25 protein-coding genes are annotated in these 23,893 nt (G+C 72.3%); 8 read left to right on the top strand and 17 right to left on the bottom strand.

Features of this window, described 5'->3' with window-relative positions:
* Positions 1-100 precede the first annotated feature (100 nt).
* Both NW895_RS11040 and sigE read right to left on the bottom strand, forming a co-directional pair.
* Positions 101-1,099, bottom strand: a complete 999-nt coding sequence (locus tag NW895_RS11040) for a zf-HC2 domain-containing protein (RefSeq protein WP_289935230.1) — start codon at positions 1,097-1,099, stop codon at positions 101-103.
* Positions 1,096-1,869, bottom strand: a complete 774-nt coding sequence (sigE, locus tag NW895_RS11035) for an RNA polymerase sigma factor SigE (protein WP_289935229.1) — start codon at positions 1,867-1,869, stop codon at positions 1,096-1,098. The genes NW895_RS11040 and sigE overlap by 4 nt, the downstream gene beginning before the upstream one ends.
* A gap of 162 nt (positions 1,870-2,031) precedes the next feature.
* On the opposite strand from sigE, the gene NW895_RS11030 reads away from it, so the two are divergent.
* Positions 2,032-2,730 (top strand): O-methyltransferase, encoded by a 699-nt coding sequence (locus tag NW895_RS11030; RefSeq protein ID WP_289935516.1) that lies wholly within the window; start codon positions 2,032-2,034, stop codon positions 2,728-2,730.
* Positions 2,731-2,841: 111 nt separating this feature from the next.
* On the opposite strand, the gene NW895_RS11025 is transcribed toward NW895_RS11030, so the two are convergent.
* Positions 2,842-3,009 carry a DUF3117 domain-containing protein gene (locus NW895_RS11025; protein ID WP_003966491.1) on the bottom strand — a complete coding sequence of 56 codons (168 nt, stop codon included), beginning with the start codon at positions 3,007-3,009 and terminating at the stop codon, positions 2,842-2,844.
* A gap of 374 nt (positions 3,010-3,383) precedes the next feature.
* On the opposite strand from NW895_RS11025, the gene NW895_RS11020 reads away from it, so the two are divergent.
* Complete coding sequence (locus tag NW895_RS11020; protein ID WP_289935228.1) at positions 3,384-4,187, top strand: enoyl-CoA hydratase-related protein; 804 nt, start codon at positions 3,384-3,386, stop codon at positions 4,185-4,187.
* A 24-nt stretch (positions 4,188-4,211) separates the two neighbouring features.
* Here NW895_RS11020 and NW895_RS11015 read toward each other — a convergent pair whose 3' ends face one another.
* Positions 4,212-4,799 (bottom strand): DNA-3-methyladenine glycosylase I, encoded by a 588-nt coding sequence (locus NW895_RS11015; protein WP_289935227.1) that lies wholly within the window; start codon positions 4,797-4,799, stop codon positions 4,212-4,214.
* Positions 4,796-5,143: a DivIVA domain-containing protein gene (locus NW895_RS11010; protein ID WP_289935515.1), complete on the bottom strand. Its 348-nt coding sequence runs from the start codon at positions 5,141-5,143 to the stop codon at positions 4,796-4,798. The genes NW895_RS11015 and NW895_RS11010 overlap by 4 nt, the downstream gene beginning before the upstream one ends.
* Positions 5,144-5,292: 149 nt before the next feature.
* On the opposite strand from NW895_RS11010, the gene folP reads away from it, so the two are divergent.
* Entirely contained in the window at positions 5,293-6,153 is an 861-nt protein-coding gene (folP, locus tag NW895_RS11005; protein WP_289935226.1) for a dihydropteroate synthase, read from the top strand.
* A gap of 190 nt (positions 6,154-6,343) precedes the next feature.
* Here folP and NW895_RS11000 read toward each other — a convergent pair whose 3' ends face one another.
* Both NW895_RS11000 and dapE read right to left on the bottom strand, forming a co-directional pair.
* Positions 6,344-7,102, bottom strand: coding sequence for a TIGR00730 family Rossman fold protein (locus tag NW895_RS11000; RefSeq protein WP_289935225.1), 759 nt, complete (start codon positions 7,100-7,102; stop codon positions 6,344-6,346).
* A 107-nt stretch (positions 7,103-7,209) separates the two neighbouring features.
* The gene (dapE, locus tag NW895_RS10995) at positions 7,210-8,289 is read right to left on the bottom strand and encodes a succinyl-diaminopimelate desuccinylase (protein WP_289935224.1); all 1,080 of its coding nucleotides are present in this window, start codon (positions 8,287-8,289) and stop codon (positions 7,210-7,212) included.
* A gap of 83 nt (positions 8,290-8,372) precedes the next feature.
* Between dapE and NW895_RS10990 the strand changes: the two genes are divergently transcribed.
* Complete coding sequence (locus NW895_RS10990) at positions 8,373-9,356, top strand: heavy metal transporter (RefSeq protein WP_289935223.1); 984 nt, start codon at positions 8,373-8,375, stop codon at positions 9,354-9,356.
* Positions 9,357-9,677: 321 nt separating this feature from the next.
* Complete coding sequence (locus NW895_RS10985) at positions 9,678-10,109, top strand: ATP-binding protein (RefSeq protein WP_289935222.1); 432 nt, start codon at positions 9,678-9,680, stop codon at positions 10,107-10,109.
* A gap of 98 nt (positions 10,110-10,207) precedes the next feature.
* Here the strand turns inward: NW895_RS10985 and NW895_RS10980 are convergent, their stop codons facing one another.
* Both NW895_RS10980 and fdxA read right to left on the bottom strand, forming a co-directional pair.
* Entirely contained in the window at positions 10,208-11,302 is a 1,095-nt protein-coding gene (locus tag NW895_RS10980) for a bifunctional succinyldiaminopimelate transaminase/glutamate-prephenate aminotransferase (protein ID WP_289935221.1), read from the bottom strand.
* A gap of 138 nt (positions 11,303-11,440) precedes the next feature.
* The gene (gene fdxA / locus NW895_RS10975; RefSeq protein WP_014674796.1) at positions 11,441-11,761 is read right to left on the bottom strand and encodes a ferredoxin; all 321 of its coding nucleotides are present in this window, start codon (positions 11,759-11,761) and stop codon (positions 11,441-11,443) included.
* Positions 11,762-11,901: 140 nt separating this feature from the next.
* Here fdxA and NW895_RS10970 point away from each other — a divergent pair, with 140 nt between their 5' ends.
* Both NW895_RS10970 and NW895_RS10965 read left to right on the top strand, forming a co-directional pair.
* Complete coding sequence (locus tag NW895_RS10970) at positions 11,902-12,984, top strand: GNAT family N-acetyltransferase (protein WP_289935220.1); 1,083 nt, start codon at positions 11,902-11,904, stop codon at positions 12,982-12,984.
* A gap of 17 nt (positions 12,985-13,001) precedes the next feature.
* Positions 13,002-13,853, top strand: coding sequence for a transglutaminase-like domain-containing protein (locus tag NW895_RS10965; RefSeq protein WP_289935219.1), 852 nt, complete (start codon positions 13,002-13,004; stop codon positions 13,851-13,853).
* A 108-nt stretch (positions 13,854-13,961) separates the two neighbouring features.
* Here the strand turns inward: NW895_RS10965 and NW895_RS10960 are convergent, their stop codons facing one another.
* The 8 genes from NW895_RS10960 to NW895_RS10925 form a co-directional block, all read right to left on the bottom strand.
* Complete coding sequence (locus NW895_RS10960; RefSeq protein WP_289935218.1) at positions 13,962-14,576, bottom strand: response regulator transcription factor; 615 nt, start codon at positions 14,574-14,576, stop codon at positions 13,962-13,964.
* The gene (locus NW895_RS10955; protein ID WP_289935217.1) at positions 14,573-15,733 is read right to left on the bottom strand and encodes a histidine kinase; all 1,161 of its coding nucleotides are present in this window, start codon (positions 15,731-15,733) and stop codon (positions 14,573-14,575) included. Before NW895_RS10955 ends, NW895_RS10960 begins: the two co-directional genes overlap by 4 nt.
* Positions 15,730-16,470 (bottom strand): ABC transporter permease, encoded by a 741-nt coding sequence (locus NW895_RS10950; RefSeq protein ID WP_289935216.1) that lies wholly within the window; start codon positions 16,468-16,470, stop codon positions 15,730-15,732. Before NW895_RS10950 ends, NW895_RS10955 begins: the two co-directional genes overlap by 4 nt.
* Positions 16,467-17,378, bottom strand: coding sequence for an ABC transporter ATP-binding protein (locus NW895_RS10945; RefSeq protein ID WP_289935214.1), 912 nt, complete (start codon positions 17,376-17,378; stop codon positions 16,467-16,469). The genes NW895_RS10950 and NW895_RS10945 overlap by 4 nt, the downstream gene beginning before the upstream one ends.
* Before the next feature lie 90 nt (positions 17,379-17,468).
* Positions 17,469-19,910 carry a hypothetical protein gene (locus tag NW895_RS10940; protein ID WP_289935213.1) on the bottom strand — a complete coding sequence of 814 codons (2,442 nt, stop codon included), beginning with the start codon at positions 19,908-19,910 and terminating at the stop codon, positions 17,469-17,471.
* Between the two features lie 158 nt (positions 19,911-20,068).
* A complete protein-coding gene (locus tag NW895_RS10935) occupies positions 20,069-20,488 on the bottom strand; it encodes a DUF6113 family protein (protein ID WP_289935212.1) in 420 nt (139 codons plus the stop codon).
* The gene (mshB, locus tag NW895_RS10930) at positions 20,485-21,351 is read right to left on the bottom strand and encodes an N-acetyl-1-D-myo-inositol-2-amino-2-deoxy-alpha-D-glucopyranoside deacetylase (protein ID WP_289935211.1); all 867 of its coding nucleotides are present in this window, start codon (positions 21,349-21,351) and stop codon (positions 20,485-20,487) included. The genes NW895_RS10935 and mshB overlap by 4 nt, the downstream gene beginning before the upstream one ends.
* 21 nt (positions 21,352-21,372) lie before the next feature.
* Complete coding sequence (locus tag NW895_RS10925; protein WP_019755516.1) at positions 21,373-21,567, bottom strand: hypothetical protein; 195 nt, start codon at positions 21,565-21,567, stop codon at positions 21,373-21,375.
* Positions 21,568-21,756: 189 nt separating this feature from the next.
* Here NW895_RS10925 and NW895_RS10920 point away from each other — a divergent pair, with 189 nt between their 5' ends.
* Complete coding sequence (locus NW895_RS10920) at positions 21,757-23,874, top strand: prolyl oligopeptidase family serine peptidase (protein ID WP_289935210.1); 2,118 nt, start codon at positions 21,757-21,759, stop codon at positions 23,872-23,874.
* Positions 23,875-23,893 lie beyond the last annotated feature (19 nt).

The raw sequence follows: 23,893 nt of genomic DNA, 5'->3' as shown, positions 1-23,893 counted from the left end.
GCGCTGGCCGCAAGATCATCGACTCCGCGCCCGGCACCCTGGCCAGGGCGCGCCCCACCCTGGATTCAATCAGGTTCGCGCACCAAAGCGCAGAGCTCGGTCAGTCGGCCGGCTGGGAGGAGGCGGAGTGGGAGGGGGACGCGGTCGTGTCGGGGACGGGTGCGGCGAGCAGGCCGGGGGCCGCGGACCATGAGGTCAGGGCGATCGGCGGGGTGGCCATGAGCGGACGTATCAGCGGGGACATGGCGGCGGCACCGGCCACCACGGGCGCCGTCAGCGCATGCACGGCCTGCGCTTCCCGGCCGGACGCAGGAGAGGGCAGCCCGGGCAGCAGCGGCGCGGAGACCTCGGTCGGGGCCACCGGGGTGTCGCCGAGCGACTGCTGGCCGCCCTGGGCCTGCCCGAGCAGCGGGCCGAGCGAGCGGCGGCGCTGGGCGTCGGGCGCCGTCGCGGCGCCCGCACCACCCTGCGTGCGCATCGGGGTCACATTGCTGCCCGTCCCGGAGCCGCCGCGCGCCTCGGTGTCGGTCGGCATACCAGTGGTGGCGACACCGCCGAGCGCGATCGCGGCCAGCGACACGGCCCCGGCGGCGGCGAACGCGAACCGCAGCCCGCGCGAGGCCGACCTCTCGGCCTCGTGGCGGCTGACGTCATGGATGCGGAAGCCACGGTTCCCCGAGGCCGGGGGCAGGACCGGAGAGTGCGGGCGGGCGGGAACGTAGTCGAACTCGAAGCGCTCGCCGCGCTTCATGCCGAAGGCTCCGAGGGATCCGAAGGCGCCGAACCGTCCGGACGCTCCCCCGGGCAGTCCACCCCCGTCCAGCGGCGAGCCACCGCCGTCCGGATCACCCCCCGCCGGAAGCCCTTGGAGGCGGGCCAGGAAGCTCTCGGAGGGCGGCGGCGGGGCCGCTTCCGCGAAGACGTTCTTCAGCCGGCGCTGTGCGTCGACCTCCGCCTTGCACTTCGGGCAGGTGGCCACGTGCGCCAGCACGCGCTCGCGCGCGTCATGACCGAGCTCTCCGTCCACCAGGGCGGAGAGGCGGTCTCCCAGGTGCTGCTCTGCGAGGTGCCCCTCGGGTTTCGGCCGTGATCCACTCACGCGGACGCGCCCCCTCCCCCCAGCGCGGGGACACGGGCCATGAAGGAGCGGCGCTCGGCCCGGGCTTCCGGAGAGCGGTGCGCGAGGGCCTTGCGCAGCTGGGAGCGGCCACGGTGGATCCGGGAGCGGACCGTGCCGAGCTTGACGCCGAGGGTCGCGGCGATCTCCTCGTACGACAGTCCTTCGATGTCGCACAGGACGACGGCGGCGCGGAACTCGGGGGCGAGGGTGTCGAGGGCCTGCTGGACGTCCGCGTCGAAGTGCGCGTCGTTGAAGACCTGCTGTGGCGTCGGCTCCTTGCTGGCCAGCCGCTCGGCCGCGTCCTCGCCGAGCGCGTCGAAGCGGATGCGCTGCTTGCGGCGGACCATGTCCAGGAAGAGGTTGGTGGTGATGCGGTGCAGCCAGCCCTCGAAGGTGCCCGGCGTGTAGGTCGACAGGGACCGGAAGACGCGGACGAAGACCTCCTGGGTGAGGTCCTCGGCGTCGTGCTGGTTGCCGGTGAGGCGGTAGGCGAGGCGGTAGACGCGACCGCTGTGCGTGCTGACGATCTCCTCCCACGTGGGCGGAGTCCACGCCTGCCCGTCCGCGTCGGTGGAGAAGGTCGCGGTCTGGGCATGGCCAGCGGCGTGGCTGTGGTCAGCAGCGGTGTCGTTCACGGATTTCGGCCTGCCCGCTGATCCGAGGAAGCGCCTCAGCACTCCTCCACGATCCACAGGCGCAGCCGCACCTCCCCTGTTGGCTCTGGTGGTGTCCAGTGGAGCCCCTACCATAGCCACCTCGCCCGTTAGCTCCGGATAAGCGGTTTTACGAGAATTTGATCTGGGCTGATACGGCTCGTACGGCTGCGTCAGCAGTTGCTCGTCGTCCCAGTCCATGCACTGCCCCCGTCGCAGCCCCGGCCACTTCCTTCATCCCTGTAAACGCCCGGTCCCATCTGCGGGTTCCCGGCGGCAACGGATACAGTCACGCCGAGGCAACCACGGGGACAGGAGAGGGTCATTACCGGCAACCGGCTGACGAGCTGGGCGTTCGCCGACGCCTATGTCGCCGAGGACGAAGCGCTGCGCTGGGCCCGCGACCGGGCCCGTGAGGCAGGGCTGCGCTCGGTGTCGCCCGGCACGGGCGCGGCACTGCGGTTGCTCGCGGCCACCGTGGACGCGAAGGCGGTCGCGGAGATCGGGACCGGCTGCGGTGTCTCCGGGATCCATCTGCTGCACGGCATGCGGCCGGACGGGGTGCTCACCACGGTCGACCCGGAGCCGGAGCACCAGCAGTTCGCCCGCCAGGCCTTCCGCGCCTGTGGCTTCGCCAGCAACCGGGCCCGCTTCATTCCGGGCCGCGCCCTGGACGTCCTGCCCCGGCTCGCGGACGCCGGTTATGACCTCGTCTTCTGCGACGGTGACCGTCTGGAGGTCATGGACTACCTCGCCGAATCGTTGCGTCTGCTGCGTCCCGGCGGGCTCGTCGTCTTCGAGGGCGTCTTCGCCAACGGCCGGACGGTGGACTCCGGACCGCAGCCCACGGAGGTACTGCGGCTGCGGGAGCTGCTGCGTACGGTACGCGAGAGCCAGGAGCTGGTGCCGTCGCTGCTTCCGGTGGGGGACGGATTGCTGTGCGCCGTGAAGCGGTGATGGTGTCGCCCGGGAAATAGCGGGAACACGAAAACCCGGGAAGCCGGGAAACAGCTACCCCGGCACCGCGTCAGGTGCCGGGGCCGCTGAAAGGGTATGGTCGCTTGCGCGTCAGCCGACGACCTTCTTGAGGGCGTCGCCGAGCGCGTCGGCCTCGTCAGGGGTCAGCTCGACGACGAGCCGACCGCCGCCTTCGAGCGGAACGCGCATGACGATGCCCCGCCCCTCCTTGGTCACCTCGAGCGGGCCATCACCCGTCCGCGGCTTCATGGCCGCCATGCTCGTTCCCCTTCCTGAAACCCAGCTCATCGTCAAAGCCGACGGCCCGTGAAGGGCACGCGCGGTCCGGGGGACACGCGACACCGGCATCGAACACATTGCTTCCCAGCCATTATCCCGCATCTCAGGACCCGATGACCAACATCAGTCGGCATCGCTTGGGCAACGCGCCCGAGCAAAACCACTCAATTCGGCGATGGGACTGCGATACTGCTCGGCTGCTCGCACTTCCGCCGAACGGATACGAGTCCGCATTCTTTGACGCAGGTCACACGTCCGCCCCGGTCCTTCACCGATGATCTCCGTCATGCTGTCCTGCAGACACCGGACGTACCCGTCGGTACGTCCGCCAGCCACGACGGAGGGGAAACGCCATGGCCGACACCGTGCTCTACGAGGTGAGCGACGGGCTCGCGACGATCACGCTGAACCGCCCGGAGGCGATGAACGCGCTGAACATCGAGGCCAAGGTCGCTCTCCGGGAGGCGGTGCGGACCGCGGCGGCGGACGACGCCGTCCGGGCGGTGCTGCTGACCGCCGCCGGTGAGCGGGCGTTCTGCGTCGGTCAGGACCTCAAGGAGCACATCGGGCTGCTGGCCGCCGACCGGGAGACGGGCTCGGGGCAGACCATGAGCACGGTGCGGGAGCACTACAACCCGATCGTGCGGGCGCTGACGGAAGCGCCGAAGCCGGTGGTGGCCGCGGTGAACGGGGTCGCGGCCGGGGCGGGCTTCGGGTTCGCGCTCGCGGCGGACTACCGGCTGGTGGCGGACACGGCGGCGTTCAACACCTCCTTCGCGGGGGTCGCGCTGAGCGCCGACTCGGGGATCTCGTGGACGCTCCCGCGGGTCGTCGGCCCCGGGCGCGCCGCCGACCTGCTGCTCTTCCCGCGGAGCATCGGCGCGCAGGAGGCGTACGACCTGGGGATCGCGAACCGGGTGGTGCCGGCGGACGCGCTGCGCGAGGAGGCCGAGAAGGTCGCGCGGGCGCTGGCCGAGGGGCCGACGGTGGCGTTCGCGGCGATCAAGGAGGCGGTGGCGTACGGGCTCAGCCACTCCCTGGCCGAGACCCTGGAGAAGGAGGACGAGCTGCAGACGCGGGCGGGGTCCTCCGAGGATCACGCGATCGCGGTGCGGGCGTTCGTGAACAAGGAGAAGCCGAAGTACCTGGGCCGCTGAGCTCGGGCGGTGGGGGGCCGGCGTCTAAAGGGCGCTGCGCGCCACGCATGTGTCCAGGTGATCGTTGACCAGCCCGCAGGCCTGCATCAGCGCGTACGCCGTCGTCGGCCCCACGAACCGCAGCCCCCGCTTCTTCAGCGCCTTGGACAGGGCCGTCGACTCGGGGGTGACCGCCGGGACGTCGGACAGGGTCTTCGGGGCCGGGCGGGCGGCCGGGGCGGGGGCGTGGGACCAGATCAGCTCGTCGAGCTCGCCCGGGGACCAGTCGGCGAGCACGCGCGCGTTGGCGAGGGTGGCGTCGATCTTGGCGCGGTTGCGGATGATGCCGGGGTCGGCCAGGAGCCGCTCGCGGTCGGCGTCGGTGAAGGCGGCGACCGACGCGATCTTGAAGTCGGCGAAGGCCGCGCGGAAGCCGGGGCGGCGGCGCAGGATGGTGATCCAGGACAGGCCGGACTGGAAGGCCTCCAGGCTCAGGCGTTCGTACAACGCGTCGTCGCCGTGGACCGGGCGGCCCCACTCCTCGTCGTGGTACGTCACGTAGTCCGCGGTGGACAGGGCCCAGGGGCAGCGCAGCGCGCCGTCCGGGCCCTCGATGGCGGCGCCGGCGGTCACTGCTGGTCCTCGCGGGCGGGCTTCTCCATCGAGACGTGGTGGGCGGCGGCCTGAGCGCCGGCCAGCGCGGACTCCAGGTCGGCGATGCGGGCGTCCCGCTCGGCGAGCTCGGCGCCGAGTCTGCCGAGGGCGTCGTCCACGTCCGCCATGCGGTAGCCGCGGGCGGCGAGCGGGAAGCGGAGGCTCTCCACGTCCGCGCGGCTGACCGGGCGGTCCGGGGGCAGGGAGTCCTGCAGCCGTTCGGGGGCGGCCTCGGGCAGCGGGCCGTTCTCGCCGCCGCCCACCACGGCGAGGGTCACCGCGGCGACCACCACGGCGAGCGCGACGACCAGGAACAGGAACATAACCATCGCTTGAGGCCCCCACGCTCGGCGCCGGCGCGTGGGCGCCGACGTGTCGGTGTCGAATGTGTCAGGTCGATCGTGCCATGCGAGTCTGACAGTTAGGGTCGCAGGCGGCCGCAGTCAGGACGGACTAGGAGAGGTCACAGGGGATGCTCAGGCTGGGCAAGCGCGTATTCGAGGCGCACGAGCCGGTGATCATGGCGATCGTGAACCGGACCCCGGACTCCTTCTACGACCAGGGTGCCACCTTCCGCGACGAGCCGGCCCTCGCGCGCGTGGAGCAGGCCGTGGCCGAGGGAGCCGCGATCATCGACATCGGCGGGGTCAAGGCGGGGCCGGGCGACGAGGTGTCCGCGGCGGAGGAGGCGCGGCGCACGGTCGGGTTCGTCGCGGAGGTGCGGCGGCGCTTTCCCGAGGTGGTGATCAGCGTGGACACGTGGCGGGCCGAGGTCGGCGAGGCCGTGTGCGAGGCCGGGGCCGACCTGCTGAACGATGCCTGGGGTGGCGTCGATCCGGGGCTTGCCGAGGTCGCGGGGCGGTACGGGGTGGGGCTCGTGTGCACGCACGCCGGCGGTGCGGAGCCGCGGACGCGGCCGCATCGGGTGGCGTACGACGACGTCATGGCCGACATCCTGGAGGTGACGGTCGGGCTGGCCGAGCGGGCGGTGTCGCTGGGGGTGCCGAGGGAGTCGGTGCTGATCGATCCGGGGCACGACTTCGGGAAGAACACGCGGCACAGTCTGGAGGCGACGCGGCGGCTGGACGAGATGGTGGCGACCGGGTGGCCGGTGCTGGTGTCGCTGTCCAACAAGGACTTCGTCGGGGAGACGCTGGACAAGCCCGTGAAGGAGCGGGTGGTGGGCACGCTGGCGACGACCGCGGTGTCGGCGTGGCTGGGGGCGCAGGTGTACCGGGTGCACGAGGTCGCCGAGACCCGGCAGGTACTGGACATGGTGACGTCGATCGCGGGCCACCGCCCGCCCGCGGTGGCCCGGCGGGGGCTGGCGTAGGACTTTCCTCGCCCCGCCGCCCCTACCCGTCCCTTCCCCAGGGGCTCCGCCCCTTCGACCCCACCGGGGGCTGCGCCCCCTGAACCCCCACGGGGCTCCGCCCCTACACCCCACCGGAACGTCCACGCCAACACCCCCAAGGGGCTCCGCCTTGCGGCCCCGCTGGGGCTGCGTCCCCTTAAGCGCCGCGCTAGCGGCCCGCCTCCTTGGACACCAGTGCCACCGCCTCGTCCACGTCGTCCGTGACGTGGAAGAGGAGCAGGTCCTGCTCCGCGGCCTTGCCCTGCTTGATGACCGTGTCTCGCAGCCAGTCCACCAGGCCGCCCCAGTACTCGGTGCCGAAGAGGACGATGGGGAAGCGGGTGACCTTCTGGGTCTGGACGAGGGTCAGGGCCTCGAAGAGTTCGTCGAGGGTGCCGAGGCCGCCGGGCAGGACCACGAAGCCCTGGGCGTACTTGACGAACATCATCTTCCGGACGAAGAAGTAACGGAAGTTCAGGCCGATGTCCACGTACGGATTGAGGCCCTGCTCGAAGGGCAGTTCGATACCCAGCCCCACCGAGATGCCGCTCGCCTCGCAGGCGCCCTTGTTGGCGGCCTCCATGGCCCCGGGGCCACCGCCGGTGATCACGGCGAAGCCGGCCTCCACCAGGCCCCGCCCGAGCCGCACCCCCGCCTCGTACTCCGGCGAGTCCACCGGCGTCCGGGCCGAGCCGAACACGCTGATGGCGGGCGGGAGTTCCGCGAGCGTGCCGAAGCCCTCGATGAACTCCGACTGGATACGCAGGACGCGCCAGGGGTCGGTGTGGACCCAGTCGGAGGGGCCGCCCGCGTCCAGCAGCCGCTGGTCCGTGGTGCTCGCCTGGACCTGGCTCCGCCTTCGGAGGACCGGCCCCAGGCGCTGCTCCTCCGGCGGCTGCTTCTTCCCTTCGGGGTTGCCGGTAGCCATGTGCGCTCCCTCCGTTGCAGTCGTTCCGCCCCAGCGTAGATCTACGCGGGTTACAGACGGGGGACGTCAGCATGTCCGCCTTGAAGCGTCGTAAACCACAGACGCGACTACGTCGTCAGCCACGCCCTGAGGCGCTCCTCGCCCGCCAGGACCTTCGCCGTCTCCACCCGCTCGTCCCGCTTGTGCGCCAGGTGCGGGTTGCCGGGCCCGTAGTTGACGGCCGGGACGCCCAGCGACGAGAAACGGGACACGTCCGTCCAGCCGTACTTGGGCTGCGGGGTGCCGCCCACCGCCTCGATGAAGGCCGCTGCGGCCGGGTGGGACAGGCCCGGCAGGGCCCCGGGGCTGTGGTCGTCCACCACGAACTCCGCCACGCCGCAGTCCGCGAAGACCTCCTGGACGTGGGCCAGCGCCTCCTCCTCGGTACGGTCCGGCGCGTAGCGGAAGTTGACGGTCACGACACACTCGTCCGGGATCACATTTCCGGCCACACCGCCCGAAACACCCACCGCGTTCAGGCCCTCGCGGTACTCCAGGCCGTCGATGACCGGGTAGCGCGGTTCGTACGCCGCCAGCCTCGCCAGGATCGGGGCCGCCGCGTGGATCGCGTTCGACCCCATCCAGCCGCGGGCCGAGTGAGCGCGTTCGCCCCGCGTCTTCAGCAGCACCCGCAGCGTGCCCTGGCAGCCGCCCTCCACCTGGCCGTCCGACGGCTCCAGCAGCACCGCGAAGTCGCCCTGAAGCCACTCCGGGTGCGCCTCGGCCACATGCTTCAGGCCGTTGAGCTCGGCGGCGACCTCCTCGTTGTCGTAGAAGACGAAGGTCAGGTCGCGGTTGGGCGCCGGCACCGTCGCCGCGATACGCAGCTGCACCGCCACGCCGGCCTTCATGTCGCAGGTGCCGCAGCCCCACAGCACCCCGTCCTCGTCCAGCCGCGACGGGACGTTGTCCGCGATCGGCACCGTGTCGATGTGCCCGGCCAGGATCACCCGCTCCGCCCGCCCCAGGTTCGTACGGGCCACCACGTTGTTGCCGTACCGGTCGACCGTCAGGTGCGGCAGCGTGCGCAGCGCGGTCTCGATCGCGTCCGCGAGCGGCTTCTCGGAACCGCTGACGGAGGGGAAGTCGACGAGCTGCGCGGTGAGCTTCGCAGCGTCCAGCGTGAGGTCAAGCGGGGTATCGGCCATGCCGTCGACCCTAACGCGCCAGCTGTCGGCACACTCTCCACACCCTGCACAGAACGCACCGTACTCTCCAGTACCTTGTACGCGTGCTACAGCCGTCCCCCACTCGCAAACGCCGTGGCCGCCTCTTCCGCTTCGGGGCGGCCTTCGTGACCCTGCTCGCGGTCGCCGGTTACCTCGTGGTGCAGTACGTCACCGGCGGCACGGGCGCCCCGGGCTGCAAGGTCGTCTCCGGAGAGGACGACGGGGCGACGTACGAGTTCACGCCGGAGCAGGCGGTGAACGCGGCGACGATCACCGCCGTGGGCACCGCGCGCGGCGTGCCCGAGCGGGCCGTGACGATCGCGCTGGCGACCGCGCTGCAGGAGTCGGGGCTGCGCAACATCCGCCACGGCGACCGGGACTCACTGGGCCTGTTCCAGCAGCGGCCCTCGCAGGGCTGGGGCACGCCGAAGGAGATCATGGACCCGACGTACGCGGCGGGGAAGTTCTACGACCACCTGGTCAAGGTGCCCGGCTACACGCGGCTGCCGCTGACCGTCGCCGCGCAGCGCGTACAGCGCAGCGGATTCCCGCAGGCGTACGCCAAGCACGAACCGGACGCCACGCTGCTCGCCGCCGCCCTCACCGGCACCTCCGCGGCCACCCTGACCTGCGACGGGCGCCCGGCCGCCACGAGGGCGGCGGGGCCGGACGCGGTGCGCGCCGCGCTGGTGCGGGACTTCGGGCGCGACGCGCTGGAGCCGGTCGGCGCGGAGGTGAGCGGGTCCGCGGCGGCCACGCCGTCGCCCTCCGCGAACGCCACGGGCGGGGGCGCCGGGCGGACGGTGACGCTGCCCGTGACCGCCGACACGAATCCGGGGGCGGGGCGGAGCCTGCGGGAGCGCGGCTGGCAGCTGGCGCACTGGGCGGTGGCCAACGCCTCCGCCCTGCACATCCAGCGGGTGTCGTACGCCGGTCGCGAGTGGACGGCCGGGAACACCGACAGCCAGTGGCGGCCGACCGGAGCGGCCGGCGCGCAGAGCGGGGAAAAGTCCGGGGATTCCGTTCGGATCGTCACTGCTCAGTAGTACGAGCCTTCCCCCGCTGGGGTTACACGAGTGACATGAGGGCGCCGGGGGTGGGCAGGTTTTCGTGTTGCCCCCGGGAATCCGGCGAGACCCTTCACAGCCAAGGGCTGGAAGGATTCGGCAGCCTTTCGCGCCCGGCGCTTTTTGCCCGTCTTTATCCGCAGGCGATTATGCGACGCATTACCAACTCTTTACGTTGGCCTGCGGAACCTTCGGGGGGTTCAAGCGGTAGTCACTGCGTCCGCGCCCGGACGGATCGACCAGACGACCCACGCCGGATGCGGTCGGATAATCACCGTCATCTCCCGTCGAAGGAGCATCATGTCCCTCCCCCTGACCCGCCGGATCGCCCGTGCCGCGCTGCTCGTCGCTGCCGGAGCGGCTGCCGGGGTCGGTGCGGCCGGCTCCGCCAGTGCGGCCCCCGAGCTGCCGGCCTCCCCGAACCTTGGTGGGCTGACCGCCCTGGACGGGGCGAGCGTCGGCAACACCGTCGACGGCACGGCGCAGAACGTCACCCGGACCGCCGGCGACACCGGCAGCAAGGCCGTCAAGAAGGCCGTGCCGGCCGCGGGCAAGACCGGCGGCAAGACGGTCAAGAAGGCCGCGCCCGCCGCGCAGAAGGCCGCCGGTGAGGCGGTCGGCACCACCGGGGAGATCCTCGGGGACACCAGCAGGACGGCCACCAAGGGCGGACTGCCCACGGGCTCACTCGGCAAGGGCGGCCTGCCGGCGCAGGGCCTGCCGCTCAGCTGACGGCTTCCTTCGGCCGAGTCGTACGGCGACGGGGTCCAGGACGTTCCTGGACCCCGTCGTTGCGCTCTGCGCCGCCGTGCGCCAGGGCGCCGACGTGCTTACGCCAGCCGTTCCACCGCTGCCCGTACCCGCTCGTCCGTCGCCGTGAGAGCCACCCGTACGAACGTCGCGCCCGCCGGGCCGTAGAAGTCGCCCGGCGCGACCAGGATGCCTCGGTCGGCCAGGTGGGCCACCGTGTCCCAGCAGGACTCGTCGCGTGTGGCCCACAGGTAGAGGCTGGCCTCGCTGTGTTCGATGCGGAAACCGTGCCCGACCAGCGCCTCGCGGAGGGCCGTGCGGCGGGACGCGTACCGTTCCCGCTGCTCGCGGACGTGGTCGTCGTCGCCCAGGGCCGCCACCACCGCCGCCTGCGTCGGCGCCGAGGTCATCATGCCGCCGTGCTTGCGGATCTCCAGGAGGGGCGCGAGGACGGCCGGGTCGCCGGCGAGGAAGGCCGCGCGGTAGCCCGCGAGGTTCGAGCGCTTGGAGAGGGAGTGAACCGAGACGATGCCCTCGTAGGAGCCGCCGTTGACCTCCGGGTGCAGGACCGAGACCGGGTCGGCCTCCCAGCCCAGCTCGATGTAGCACTCGTCGGAGAAGACGAGGACGCCGTGTTCGCGGGCCCAGGCGACGATCCGGGTCAGTTCGGCCTTCGACAGGACCCGGCCCGTGGGGTTGGACGGGGAGTTCAGCCAGAGGAGCTTCAGGTCGGCCGGGTCCAGGTCCGTCGGATCGTCGTAGACCTCGTACTCCGCACGGGCCAGACGCGCCCCCACCTCGTACGTCGGGTAGGCCAGGCGGGGGTAGGCCACCTTGTCGCCGGGGCCGAGGCCCAGCTGGGTGGGGAGCCAGGCGACCAGTTCCTTGGAGCCGACGATGGGCAGGACGTGGCGGTGGGTGACGTCCCGGGCGCCCAGGCGGCGCTCGACCCAGCCGGTGATCGCGTCACGCAGCTCGGACGTGCCCCAGACGGTCGGGTAGCCCGGCGAGTCGGCCGCGGCGATCAACGCCTTCTGGATCAGCTCGGGCACCGGATCGACCGGAGTGCCTACGGACAGGTCGACGATGCCGTCGGGGTGGGCGGCGGCCGTCGCCTTGTAGGGCGCCAGCTTGTCCCAGGGGAAGGTGGGGAGACGGTCGGAGACTGCGGACACGGATCTGGCTCACTTTCTGGTTCGTACGAGCCGTGTGTACGGCAAACGCCTCGGTCCCGTACGGCGGCGATCGAAGGCGATCAGGCCGTACGGGACCGAGGCGGCACGGTTGCGGGCCGCTTGTGGGCCGCCCGGGGCTTACTCGCCCTGCGGCGGGAGCGCCGCGACGAAGGGGTGGTCCCGCTCGATCAGCCCCAGCTTGCTGGCGCCGCCGGGCGAGCCGAGCTCGTCGAAGAACTCGACGTTCGCCTTGTAGTAGTCCTTCCACTCCTCCGGCACGTCGTCCTCGTAGAAGATGGCCTCGACCGGGCAGACCGGCTCACAGGCCCCACAGTCGACGCATTCGTCCGGGTGGATGTACAAGGACCGCTGGCCCTCGTAGATGCAGTCGACCGGGCACTCCTCGATGCACGCCTTGTCCTTGACGTCGACACAAGGCTGCGCGATGACGTAGGTCACGCTGTCGTTCCTCCTCGATAGGGCGCTGGCGGGCCTCCTCAGGCTCCGCCGCCTGGCGCGCGGGAGCGCGGCGTCGTCGATGCCCGCCCCTAGTATCTCCGTTCCTGGGCATGATCCGAACAGGAGGGGTGAACTGACCTGTGGAAATCTCGGCCGCCGGGCGTTATGAGGTCCGTATCACCGCTGCTGACGTGGGCAAACGGGTCTCCGTGCGGCGCTTGAGTGAAGCTGGGACCGGAAACGAGAAGTTCACCGACACGGTGGGTGTTCTCACATCATGGGACGATGGTGTGCTGCTGATCACACGGAAGGGCGGCGAAACCGTCCGGATTCCGGAATCGACGCTGGTCGCGGGCAAGGTCGTCCCCTCCGCACCGGCGCGTCGCCGCGGTCCCGCCGCCTCCTACGAGGAGCTCGCGCGTGTCGCGTCGCGGGCCTGGCGGCCGGTGGAGAGCGAACGGCTGGGTGACTGGGAGATGCGGGCGGCGGTCCAGAAGGTGCCGCGCGAAGCGCACCCGTGCGAGGCGGTGGCCGGGCGACGGGCGGGCTTCACGCGGCGGGCCAACTCCGTGCTGCCGCTCGGTGACCCCCATCTGCCGCTCGACGAGGCGCTGGCCGTCGTACGGCGGTGGTACGGCGAGCGCGGTCTGCCGGCGTACGTGCAGACCGCGACCGGCGCCGAGGGCACGCAGGAGCTGCTGTGCGCGGAGCTGGAGCGGCGGGGCTGGGTGCGGGAGGTGACCGCCGAGATGTGGATCGGGGCGTTGGCGCCGGTCGCCGACCGGGCGGATCCGTCCGCGGTGTCCCAGGTCGTGCTGTCCCGGGAGGCGGACGAGGCGTGGCTGGCGCGCTACCAGCGCAAGGGCGTGAGTGACGTGGCCCTGCGGGTGCTGAGCAGCGGGCCCTCCGTGTGGTTCGCGACGGTTCCCGGGCAGGAGGCGCCGGCCGCCATCGGGCGGTGTGTCGTCGACGGGCGGTGGGCCGGGTTCGCGGCCGTCGAGGTGGACCCGGCGCTGCGGCGGCGGGGCCTGGCCACCGCCGTGATGGCCGCGCTGGCCCGGCAGGCGCTGGACGAGGGCGCGTCGGCGGCCTGGCTCCAGGTCGAGGCGGACAACGGCGGTGCGCGGGAGCTGTACGCCGGGATGGGCTTCACCGCGCATCACGCGTACCACCACTACCGTGAGCCGGATTCCGCCGCCTCCGGCCGGTACGGATCGCCGTGAGCGGGCACGAGCCTGCTATGCGGTCCCCCCATCCACCGCCGCCCGAACGGTCCGCCGAACTGCGTCGGCGGTTCGCCGAAGAAGCGCGCTGCGAGCAGCCCGACCTGTCGACGCTGTGCCTGCTGATGGCCGCCGCGGCGGACGGGACGCTGGACGAGGCCGGTATCGACGCCGCCCAGGTCGAGCTGGACCGGCTGGCCGGGCAGGTGCCGTTCCGTCCCGGTGGGCCCCGGGCCTGGGCCGTGGCGCTGCGGGACCTCCTCGGCGAGCAGTGCGGCTTTCACGGCTCCCCCGCGGACTATCAGCGCCTGGAGTCGTCCTTGCTGCATGAGGTGCTGCGGCGCAGGCGGGGGCTGCCGATCCTGCTGTCGGTGGTGTGGATGGAGGTGGCGCGCAGGGCGGGGGCGCCGGTGTACGGGGTGGCGCTGCCCGGGCATTTCGTGGTCGGGTTCGGGCCGGAGGAGGGGCAGGTGCTCGCCGATCCGTTCGACGGGGGTCGGGTGCTGACCGGGTCCGACGCGGAGCTGCTGGTCGTGGGGGCCACGGGGGCGCCCTTGCAGCGGTCGATGCTCGGTCCCGCGGACCCGCTGGAGGTGGTGTTGCGGATCCTGAACAACATCCGGGCGTGGGCGGCGGCCCGGCCGGAGCGGTCGGATGTGTCGCTGTGGGCCGTGGACCTGTCACTGCTGTTGCCTTCGCACCCGGCGCGGTTGCGGTATGAGCGGGCGCAGTTGCTGGTGCAGCGGGGGGAGTTCGCGGCGGGGGCGGCCGAGCTTGAGCAGTATGCCGATGTGGTGGGGGCGGTGGATGACGTGGCTTCGGAGCGGGTTCGGGGGGAGGCGCTGGCCGCGCGGGCGATGTTGAACTGATCGCCGTGGGGGCTTGTGTCGTCCCTCGGCTGCGGATTCGTTGTGGCTGGTCGCGCCCACGCGGCGGAGCCGCATATTCAACACAGCCCCGCGCCCCTTCGGGGCGCTCTACAGCCAGCCCTTCTCTCGTGCGATCCGTACGGCTTCCGTCCTGTTCCGTGCCGCCAGCTTCTGGATCGCCGTCGACAGGTAGTTGCGGACGGTGCCCTGGGAGAGGTGCAGGGCCGCTGCCAGTTCCGCGTTCGTGGAGCCGTCGGCCGCCGCTCGCAGGACCTCGCGTTCGCGGTCCGTCAGGGGGTTGGCGCCGTCGGCCAGGGCCGCGGCGGCGAGCGTGGGGTCGATGACTCGCTCGCCGGCGAGGACCTTGCGTACCGCCTCTGCCAGTTGGGCCGCCGGGGCGTCCTTGACGAGGAAGGCGGCGGCGCCGGACTCCATGGCGCTGCGGAGGTAGCCGGGGCGGCCGAAGGTGGTGAGGATGACCAGCTTCACGTCCGGCAGCTCGCGGTGCAGTTCGGCCGCCGCTTCGATGCCGGTCGCGCCCGGCATCTCGATGTCGAGGAGGGCGACGTCCACGGCGTGTTCGCGGGCCGTGGGCAGCACCTCGTCGCCGCGTGCCACCTGGGCGACGACCTCGATGTCCTCCTCCAGGCCGAGCAGGGTGGCCAGCGCCTCGCGGACCATGGCCTGGTCCTCGGCCAGCAGGACCTTGATCGGGCTGCTCATGCCCCGGATCCTATGTCCCTGGCGGCGGCACCGGGCACGCGGGCGACCAGGCGGAAGCCGTGCCGGATGCCGCCCGCCTCCAGGGAGCCGCCCGCCTTTTCGAGCCGCTCGGCCAGGCCCGTCAGTCCGTTGCCGGGGCCGCTGCCCGGGCCTGTGGAGCCGTTGTCCTCGACGCAGAGTTCCAGCACCGGGCCGTCGAGGGTCTGGCGGCGCAGCAGCTCCACCGTGCAGCGCCGGGCGCCGCTGTGCCGTACGACGTTGGTGACCGCCTCGCGCAGCGCCCAGGCGAGGGTCGACTCGCTCTCCTCGGGGACCCCGGTGAGGTCCGGTTCGGCGGGCAGGTCCGCGGTGATGCCGGCCGCGGTCAGGGCGGCCCGGGCGCCGGCGAGTTCGGCGGTCAGGCGGGGCCGCCGGTAGCCGGTGACGGCCTCGCGTACGTCGACGAGGGCCTGGCGGCTGACCTGCTCGATGTCGGCGACCTGCTGGGCCGCCTTGTCGGGGTGGCCGGGGAGCATCCGGCCGGCCAGCTCACTCTTCAGCGCGATCAGTGACAGGGAGTGGCCCAGGAGGTCGTGCAGGTCGCGGGCGAGGCGCAGGCGCTCCTCGTTCGCCGCGAGCTGGGCGACCGTCGCCCGGGCCTCGCGCAGGGCGATCGTCGTGCGGACCAGTTCCCGTACGCCGGTCATGGCGAAGCCGCCCAGCAGCGCCGGGATGAGCAGTCCGGCCAGGTAGGACCGCCCACCCGGCGCCTCCAGAGCGAGCGCCGACATCAGGGCGCAGGCGCCCGGGATCGTCCAGCGGGCCATGCGCGGCGGCAGTGCCGCGCCGGACGCGATCGAGACGTACACGAAGAGGACCAGCCACTCCCGGCCCAGGCTGAGGACGAGCACCGTGGACTGGGCCGCGAGGACCGCGAGCGAGCCGAGCACCAGGCTGTTCCGTTCGCCGCGGCCGGTGCGGAAGACCAGCACCATGTACCAGACGACGAAGGCGAGGAGACCGATTCCGCCGAGGACCCGGACGCCCGTGCTGTGGCCGCCGTGCAGCAGATCGCTGACGGGCGCGCTCAGGTACACCAGCCAGATGCCGGTCCACATCGCCTTGACGGCCTTCTGCCTGCGGTTTACCGGGCGCTGCCCGATGCCGACGCCGCTCACGCCTTCAGCGTGTCCTTCCGGTACAGCCAGGCCGCGCCGCCCGTGAACAGGGCGAAGGAGACGGCGAGGATGGCGAGGTCCTTCGCGTGCGGGGCCCGGCTCTGTTCGATGGCCTGCCCCAGGGCGGCGTACGCGCGGGTGGGCACCCACTTGGCGATGTCCTGGAGCCAGTTCGGGAAGGTCGTCGTCGGCATCCACAGGCCGCCGAGGATGGACAGCCCGAAGTAGGTGATCATCGTGATGGGGCGGACCGCGTCCCCGGTCGCGAGGTAGCCGATCGCGACGCCGAGGGCGGCGAAGACGAGGCTGCCGGCCCAGATCACGCCGGTGAGGGCGAGCCACTGCCAGGCGTCCATGTGGACGTCCTTCACGGCCGCGGCGACGGCGAAGACGATGACGATGGACGGCAGGCTGACGACCCCGGCGCCGGCGGTCTTCGCGAGGACGTAGCCGCGCCCGGGCAGCGTGGTCAGCCGCAGCTGCCGTACCCAGCCGGACTCGCGCTCCTTGGCGATGCGCTCGCTGTTGCCCATCAGGACGGCGGTGAGGGCGCCGAAGGAGGCCATGGAGACCATCATGTAGGTCGGCAGGGTCAGGCCGGTGCCGTCGACCTTCGTGGTGCTGTCGGCGCTGCCGGCGATGAGCAGGAACAGGACCGACGGGTAGATCACGGAGAAGAACAGGAACTTGCGGTTGCGCAGGGCCCGGGTGAGTTCCAGTCTGATCAGGCTGTTCATGAGCGGCGGGCCTCCTCGGCCTCGGTGATGGCGACGAAGGCCTGCTCCAGTCCGAGCCCGGCGACTTCCAGGTTGCGGGGATAGACGCCGAGGCCGTACAGGGCGTGGACGGTCGCGTCGGCGTCGGAGGACTGGATACGGACGGTGGCGCCGGACACGTCGAGGGCGGTGAGGAAGGGCAGGGTGCGCAGGGAGGCCTCGTCGATCTGTCCGGCCAGGTCGAAGGAGATCCTCCGGGCCCCGGCCTTCGCCTTGATCTCGGCCGCGGTGCCGTCGGCGAGCAGCCGGCCGCGGTGCAGCACCAGCACCCGGTCGGCCATGGCGTCGGCCTCCTCCAGGTAGTGGGTGGCGAAGAGGACCGTACGGCCTTGGTCGGCCTGCTCGCGCATGGTGGCCCAGAAGGCCTGGCGGGTGGAGACGTCCATGCCGGTGGTCGGTTCGTCCAGGACGATCAGGTCGCTGTCGCCGGCGGTGGCGAGGGCGAAGCGGACGCGCTGGGACTGGCCGCCGGAGAGCTTGTCGACCCTGCGGTCGGCGATCTGCGCGATGCCCGCGCGGGACAGCACGTCGGACGGCCTGTACGGCTTCGGGTGCAGGGCGCAGGCGAGCCGCACCAGCTCGGCGACCGTGACCTCGTCCATCAGCCCGCCGCTCTGCAGCATGGCGCCGACCCGCCCGGCGACGATGGCCTCGCGCGGGCTGGTGCCGAAGAGCCGGACCGATCCGGCGTCCGGCTGCTTGAGGCCGAGCAGCAGGTCGAGGGTGGTGGACTTGCCGGCCCCGTTGGGCCCGAGCAGCGCCACGGTTTCCCCGGGGCGCAGGGTCAGAGTCAGGGCGTCCACCGCCCGGACGGCGCCGTATGCCTTGCTCACCTGGTCGAACACGACCACTGAGGCTGTGTCAGTCATACGGCCATGGTGGCTTCGGGGGTGCGGACCCCGGCAGTGTCGGGCGTCCGGAGTGCCGCATGACAGATGTCATGCGGCACTCCGCGCGGGTCAGCTCGGGGTGGTGTCGATGACTCCGACGCGCTCCGCCGGCGTCTTGCCCCGCAGGACCTTGCGCAGCACGGAGACGACATCCTGCGGCAGGACGTCCCGCTTCCCGCTCGCGGTCTGGATCTTCACGCCGTCGAAGGTGCTGCCGTACGCCGCCTTGAGCGCTTCGAGGTTGTACGTCTCCACGAGCTTGCCGTTGACGGCCTTGAAACCGAGGATCTTCGGCAGTGACACGGGGCCGAACTTGATGCTGTGCGCGGCGTCGGTCCGGACCGTGGCCAGGCCCGACATCGCCGGCTCCGCGAACTCCTTCATCACCCGGTCGACCTCGGCGTTCGAGACCGTCGGCTGCTGGGTGGTCGTGGGGACCGCGACCGGGGAGGACGTGCCGGTCTCCACCTGGGTGCGGTACGCGTCCTCGACCGCCTTTGTCGACTTGTCGGCGTCGATGCCCTTACCCGGCTTCCCGTACACGGCGACGGCCTTGCCGCCCACGAACTTGATCGTGCCCTCGGTCATCGAGCCGGAGCCGCCGGCCACGCTCTTGAGCGCGGCGTGCAGCTTCTCCTCGTCGATGGGCATGACCGGAGCGACCACGCGGTGGTTGCCGAAGAGGGAGCCGATCACGGAGACCGGGTTGTAGTCGCTCCCCGCGGCCGCGCCGACCGTGGCGTCGGTGTCGAACTGCAGCCCGGCCTGGTCCGGCTTGAGGGAGACGGTCCTGCCGCCCACCTCCAGCTTCAGCGGCTTGTTCATCCGGTCCTCGAAGGCCGCGTCGAGCTTCTTGACGGCGTCGTCACGGGTGCCGCCGCCGATCTCGACGCCGAGCACGGTGGTGCCCTTGGGGACGTCGGAGTGGTTCATCAGCAGTCCGGCGCCGTAGGCGAGACCGGCGATCGCGATCACGCCGCCGCCGAGCAGCACCAGTTTGTTGCGGCCCTTCTTCTTCGGCTGCCTGGCGGAGCTCGCCGGGGGCGGGGAGACCGGCTCGGGCAGCTTCGGGGGCGTGTGCGGCACCGGTCCGTCGGCGGACGCGCCCGGCGCGAAGGGTGTGCTGCGGTCGGACGGGACGACGGGGATGCCGCTGGTGACGGTGTGCCCGGAGACGTTGTCCACCGGGGTGGCGTAGGGAGGGTCGGCGGGCTCGGGGGCCGGCTTCTGCGGGGTGAGGATCGCGGTGTCGTCGCTCATGCCGCCGCCGGGGCCGCGGCCTGTCCCGGGGCCTGCGCCGGGACCGGCCGCCATGGGGCCGGGGGCACCCGGGCCACCCGGGCCACCCGGAACGCCCGGTGCGCCGGGACCCCGCAGTCCGCCGGGCCCGCCCGGAGCGCCGGGACCCCGCAGCCCGCCGGGCCCGCCAGGACCACCGGGACCACCGGGCCCGCCAGGACCACCGGCACCGCCGGGACCTCCGCCCGGTCCGCCGGGACCGCCGCCCGGTCCGCCGGGACCGCCGCCCACCGGCGGCACCATCGGCCCGTCTCCGGTGACCGGCCCGCCGGTCGGCCCCGCAGGGGCCTTCGGCGCGTCGTGGCCGCCCGGCTCGTGGAAGCCGCTCGGGCCCGCCTGGCCGCCGTAGCCGTTCTCCTCGTTCCCGGTGCCGTGACCGCCCTGGCCACTCTCGCCGCCCTGGCCGTTCTCCGCGAAGTACGGCAGATCGTCGCGGCGCGGCCCGGCGGGGCCGCCCGTGCCCGGACGCGAGCCGTTGCCCAGCGGGCCCGCCGCCAGCACCTCGGTCACGTCGAAGGAACCGGTACCGCCGCCGTGCCCGGGCGCCACGGGACCGCCGGTCGCACCGGGCAGACCGGCACCGTTGGTGGAACCGGGACGGGAGCCGCCGCCGGGCCGGGAGCCGCCCGGCACGCTCATCGAGCCGACCACGCCACCGGGCCGCCCCGCGCCCGGCCGCGCACCGCCGGACGCGCCCGCGCCCGGGGCCCCCGCACCCGCACCCGCCGTACCGGCGCCGGGCGCACCCGTGCCGGGAGCGCTCGCACCCGAACCACCGGGCAGACCTGCCCCGTTGGTGGAGCCGCCGCCCTGACCGCCCTTGGCGGGCGCGGACTTGCGGGGTGCGAACCAGTCGCTGGTGGGCTTCTCCTCGCCCGGCTGGGCGGGTTCGGCGGGAGGCTCGACGGTGCCCGTGGACGTGGCGGCGCCCGGGGCCGGCGTTTCGGCGTCCGTGTCAGCCGAGTTGCCGGCGTCACCGACGGGCTTGCGTACCACGACCGGCGGAATGGGCCGCGACCCGGGGATGTTGATCCGGATCCGGGTGGTCAGCGTCGTCTCGGTCTTGCGTTCCTCCGGCCGCGCGGGCGAACGGCCCGCGTCCGTGCCGTCGCCGGAAGCCGTCGGGGTCCCGTAGGGCGGCGTGCCCGACGGGTAGGCGGCTCCGCCGCGCCCGTTGGGCCCGGAGGACGGGGTGTCAGTTTCACGACTCAAGGCAGGTTCTCCCGGTTGGCTCCGCCGCCCGTCACATGACCTCACGCGGGCAGCTCGGCGGCGCGCACCACCATACTGGCCACTTCTCGCCCACATCCCATGACCGCTGGGGAAACTCACACCGGACCCGCACGCTCACGCCGTGGCGAAGTGGTACGTCACTTGCCAAGTCGGACTTGCTCACCGCCCGGTTGCCGCCCCGGCGCGAGGGTGGCGCACATCACAGCCACGGCCATGCCGCCGAGCAGGAAGAGATAGGAGCCGCCACCCGCGGCGAAGACGAAGTCCCCTTCGGGACGGCTGGCGGTGAGCACGATGACGGAGATCATCCAGCCGCCGGCGGGCGCGACGGCCCCGGCACGGCTGCGGGCGGCGCGGGCCCCGCCGAGGCAGAGCCCGGCCTCGCCCGCGAGGGCGAGCAGCAGCCCGCCGGGGAACCACGCCGACTGCACCAGCGCCCCGGCCACGCCGATCACGGCACCGAGCAGGAAGAGGCCCAGGTAGGCGGCGGCCCGCCCGGCCGACGGCGGCCGCAGGGGCTGGGCGAGCATCGGGGGGCCCGCGGTCCGGTCGTTCACGATGCCTCCTCGATTCCGGCGAACAGGTCGGTCTCGCGTTCGCCCGTGGTCCCGCCGCGCTCGCCGCGCACCAACTCGTAGTACTCGGTGGTGAGGATCGGCTGCGCGAGTTCGTTGGAGAGCACGAAGTACGGCTCGGCCACCTCGATCTGCGTGGCGTGCGCCCGCATCGCGGCGGCCTTGGCGGCGGCGTGCGCGGTGCCGTCGATCGCGGTGGTGATCCGCTCGTCGGCGACGACACCCGGTACGTCGTCGATCGCCGCCGCCTTGGTGAAGGGGAGGCCCGGCAGATCCCCCTCAAGGCGTGCGAAGGCCTCCTCGGCAACGGGGCGGGGCACCCGGTTCCAGTAGACCTTGGCGATCGGGCAGCCGGACGCGGCGGCCAGCTCGGCGGCGCGCATGGCGACGCGGTGGGCCTGGATGTGGTCGGGGTGACCGTACCCGCCGTGGTCGTCGTAGGTGACGAGGACCTGGGGGCGTACCTCGCGGATCACCTCGACGAGCTGCCGGGCCGCCTCGTCGACGTCCGCCTGCCAGAAGCAGGCGGGGTCGTCGTTGTCGGGCAGACCCATCATCCCGGAGTCCTGGAACCGGCCCCTGCCGCCGAGCAGACGGAAGTCCGTGACGCCGAGCTCCCGCATGGCGGCGGTGAGCTCGCGCAGCCGGTACTCGCCGAGCGCGCCGCCGGTGAGGTGCCGCAGCTCGGGCGGGATGACCTCGCCGCGCTCGCCGAGCGTGCAGGTCACCAGCGTCACGTGGGCACCCTCGGCCGCGTACCTGGCCATGGTGGCGCCGTTGTTGATCGACTCGTCGTCCGGGTGCGCGTGCACCAGCAGCAGACGGCGGGTGGGGAGTTCCGTCATGACCCCACCCTACGGGGGTACTCAGAACTTGATGCTGCCGATCATCCCCGCGATGTTCGTGGTCAGCTCGCTGATCGTCGGGGCGACCGTCGAGGAGGCGAGGTAGAAGCCGAGCAGCATGCACACGACCGCATGCCCGGCCTTCAGTCCTGACTTCTTGATCAGCAGGAAGACGATGATCGCCAGCAGCACCACCGCCGAAATCGAGAGTGCCACGGCGGCTCACCTCCAAAGAACCCTAGGGACGTGGGGGGTCGGACGGGGTCAGAACTATGGGGGCAGATAAATCCGTACTTCAGCCAGCAGGTTCATACCCACTATGCGCCAGTGATCATAACTATCCGTACGTGCGCATCGATCGGCGCACGGCCGCACAAGGGGGCGCATGGCCAATATGGTCGTGACATGCAGACCGAGCCTGACTCCTTCCCCCGTCGACACGCGCGCACCCAGCGGTTCTCGCTCGGCGCGCCGCGTTCGTTCACCGTGGCGCCGGACGGTTCGCGTGTCGTCTTCCTGCGCTCCAGTACCGGTACGGACCGGGCGAGTTCGCTGTGGGTCCTGGACCTGGCGGACGGCGGGGAGCGCCTGGCGGCCGACCCGCGCACCCTGCTCGGCGGTGCGACGGAGCACCTCTCGCCCGAGGAGCGCGCGCGGCGCGAGCGCAGCCGCGAGGGCGGCGCCGGCATCGTCGGCTACGCCACCGACACGGCCGTCGAGTTGGCCTCTTTTGCCTTGTCAGGGCGGCTTTTCACAGCCGAGCTGCGGGCCGGGACGGCCCGTGAACTCCCTGTCCCCGGGCCCGTGATCGACCCGCGCCCCTCCCCCGACGGACGGCACATCGCATACGTCGCGCAGGGCGCCCTGCGGATCGTGGGCGCCGAGGGCGAGGGCGACCGGGCGCTCGCGGAGCCGGAGTCGGAATCGGTCACCTACGGATTGTCCGAATTCATCGCGGCCGAGGAGATGGGGCGTTCACGGGGCTTCTGGTGGGCTCCGGAGTCGGACCGGCTGCTGGTGGCGCGCGTGGACGACACGCCGGTACGGCGGTGGTGGATCTCCGATCCGGCCCAGCCGGAACGTGACCCACAACACGTCGCGTACCCGGCGGCGGGCACCGACAACGCGGACGTGCAGCTGTTCGTGATCGGCCTGGACGGGGTGCGCACGGAGGTCGTCTGGGACCGGGCGCGCTACCCGTATCTGGCGCGAGTGCACTGGTCAGCGGCTGGTGCGCCGCTGCTGCTCGTCCAGGCGCGCGACCAGCGCAGCCAGCTGTTCCTGGCCGTGGACACCGAGTCCGGGGCGACCCGGATGGTGCATGCCGATGAAGATCCAACATGGCTGGAACTTTTCCCTGGCGTGCCCTGCTGGAGCCCCTCCGGACGGCTCGTGCGGGTCCTCGACGAGGGCGGGGCGCGGGTGCTGGCGGTCGGCGAGCGGCCGCTCACCGGCGCGGCGCTCCACCTCCGCGCGGTGCTGGACGTCTCCGACGACGACGTGCTGGTCTCGGCGTCCGCGGGTGAGGAGGCGTCCGCCCCGGAGACCGGCGAGGTCCACGTGTACCGCGTGAACGAGCTCGGGGTGGAGCGCGTCTCACAGGAACCCGGCGTGCACACGGCGGTGCGCTCCGGTGGCGTGACCGTACTGATCTCCGCCACCCTGGACCGTCCGGGCGCCCGGGTGCAGGTGCTGCACGACGGGAAGCCGGTGGCGACCATCCCCTCGTATGCCGAAGATCCCGGTATGTCCCCGCGCGTGACCCTCACCCAGGGGGGCGCACGCCGCATCCCGTGCGCCGTGCTTATGCCTCGGGACTACGCCGGTGACACCCCCCTGCCGGTTCTCATGGACCCCTACGGCGGTCCGCACGGCCCGCGGGTGGTGGCCGCGCACAACGCCCACCTCACGTCCCAGTGGTTCGCCGACCAGGGTTTCGCGGTGGTCGTCGCCGACGGCCGGGGCACCCCCGGCCGCTCCCCGGCCTGGGAGAAGGCGGTCCACCACGACCTCACCGTCTCCCTGGACGACCAGGTGGAGGCGCTCCAGGACCTCGCGACGTCGTACCCCCTCGACCTGTCCCGGGTCGCGATCCGCGGCTGGTCGTTCGGCGGCTGGCTCGCGGCGCTGGCGGTGCTGCGCCGCCCGGACGTCTTCCACGCGGGTATCGCGGGCGCCCCGGTCACGGACTGGCGGCTGTACGACACCCACTACACCGAGCGGTACCTGGGCGATCCGGCCGCGCATCCGGAGTCGTACGCGAAGAGCTCCCTGATCACGGACGAGGGCCTGTCCTCCCCCGCCGAGCCGCACCGCCCGCTGATGATCGTGCACGGTCTGGCCGACGACAACGTCGTCGTGGCCCACGCCCTGCGCCTGTCCTCCGCCCTGCTGGCCGCCGGCCGCCCGCACGAGGTGCTGCCGCTGTCCGGAGTGACGCACATGACCCCGCAGGAGCAGGTCGCGGAGAACCTGCTGCTGCTCCAGGTGGACTTCCTGAAGCGCTCGCTGAAGATGCCGTAGACGAAGCAACGGACCGGGG

Origin of the sequence: Streptomyces sp. S.PNR 29 (genome assembly GCF_030386795.1) — a bacterium.
Classification (GTDB): domain Bacteria; phylum Actinomycetota; class Actinomycetes; order Streptomycetales; family Streptomycetaceae; genus Streptomyces.
Note: the sequence above shows the minus strand (reverse complement) of the source record. Positions and strands in the feature narration are given on the sequence as shown.

Coding starts and splice junctions, on each gene's coding strand:
- mshB (WP_289935211.1), bottom strand. CDS start 21,351: ATGACGGAACTCCCCACCCGCCGTCTGCTGCTGGTGCACGCGCACCCG.
- dapE (WP_289935224.1), bottom strand. CDS start 8,289: ATGGCCGATACCCCGCTTGACCTCACGCTGGACGCTGCGAAGCTCACC.
- NW895_RS10920 (WP_289935210.1), top strand. CDS start 21,757: ATGCAGACCGAGCCTGACTCCTTCCCCCGTCGACACGCGCGCACCCAG.
- NW895_RS10945 (WP_289935214.1), bottom strand. CDS start 17,378: ATGACTGACACAGCCTCAGTGGTCGTGTTCGACCAGGTGAGCAAGGCA.
- folP (WP_289935226.1), top strand. CDS start 5,293: ATGCTCAGGCTGGGCAAGCGCGTATTCGAGGCGCACGAGCCGGTGATC.
- NW895_RS10950 (WP_289935216.1), bottom strand. CDS start 16,470: ATGAACAGCCTGATCAGACTGGAACTCACCCGGGCCCTGCGCAACCGC.
- NW895_RS11025 (WP_003966491.1), bottom strand. CDS start 3,009: ATGGCGGCCATGAAGCCGCGGACGGGTGATGGCCCGCTCGAGGTGACC.
- sigE (WP_289935229.1), bottom strand. CDS start 1,869: ATGGTAGGGGCTCCACTGGACACCACCAGAGCCAACAGGGGAGGTGCG.
- NW895_RS10965 (WP_289935219.1), top strand. CDS start 13,002: ATGCGGTCCCCCCATCCACCGCCGCCCGAACGGTCCGCCGAACTGCGT.
- NW895_RS11020 (WP_289935228.1), top strand. CDS start 3,384: ATGGCCGACACCGTGCTCTACGAGGTGAGCGACGGGCTCGCGACGATC.
- NW895_RS10960 (WP_289935218.1), bottom strand. CDS start 14,576: ATGAGCAGCCCGATCAAGGTCCTGCTGGCCGAGGACCAGGCCATGGTC.
- NW895_RS11010 (WP_289935515.1), bottom strand. CDS start 5,143: ATGTTCCTGTTCCTGGTCGTCGCGCTCGCCGTGGTGGTCGCCGCGGTG.
- NW895_RS11000 (WP_289935225.1), bottom strand. CDS start 7,102: ATGGCTACCGGCAACCCCGAAGGGAAGAAGCAGCCGCCGGAGGAGCAG.
- NW895_RS10985 (WP_289935222.1), top strand. CDS start 9,678: ATGTCCCTCCCCCTGACCCGCCGGATCGCCCGTGCCGCGCTGCTCGTC.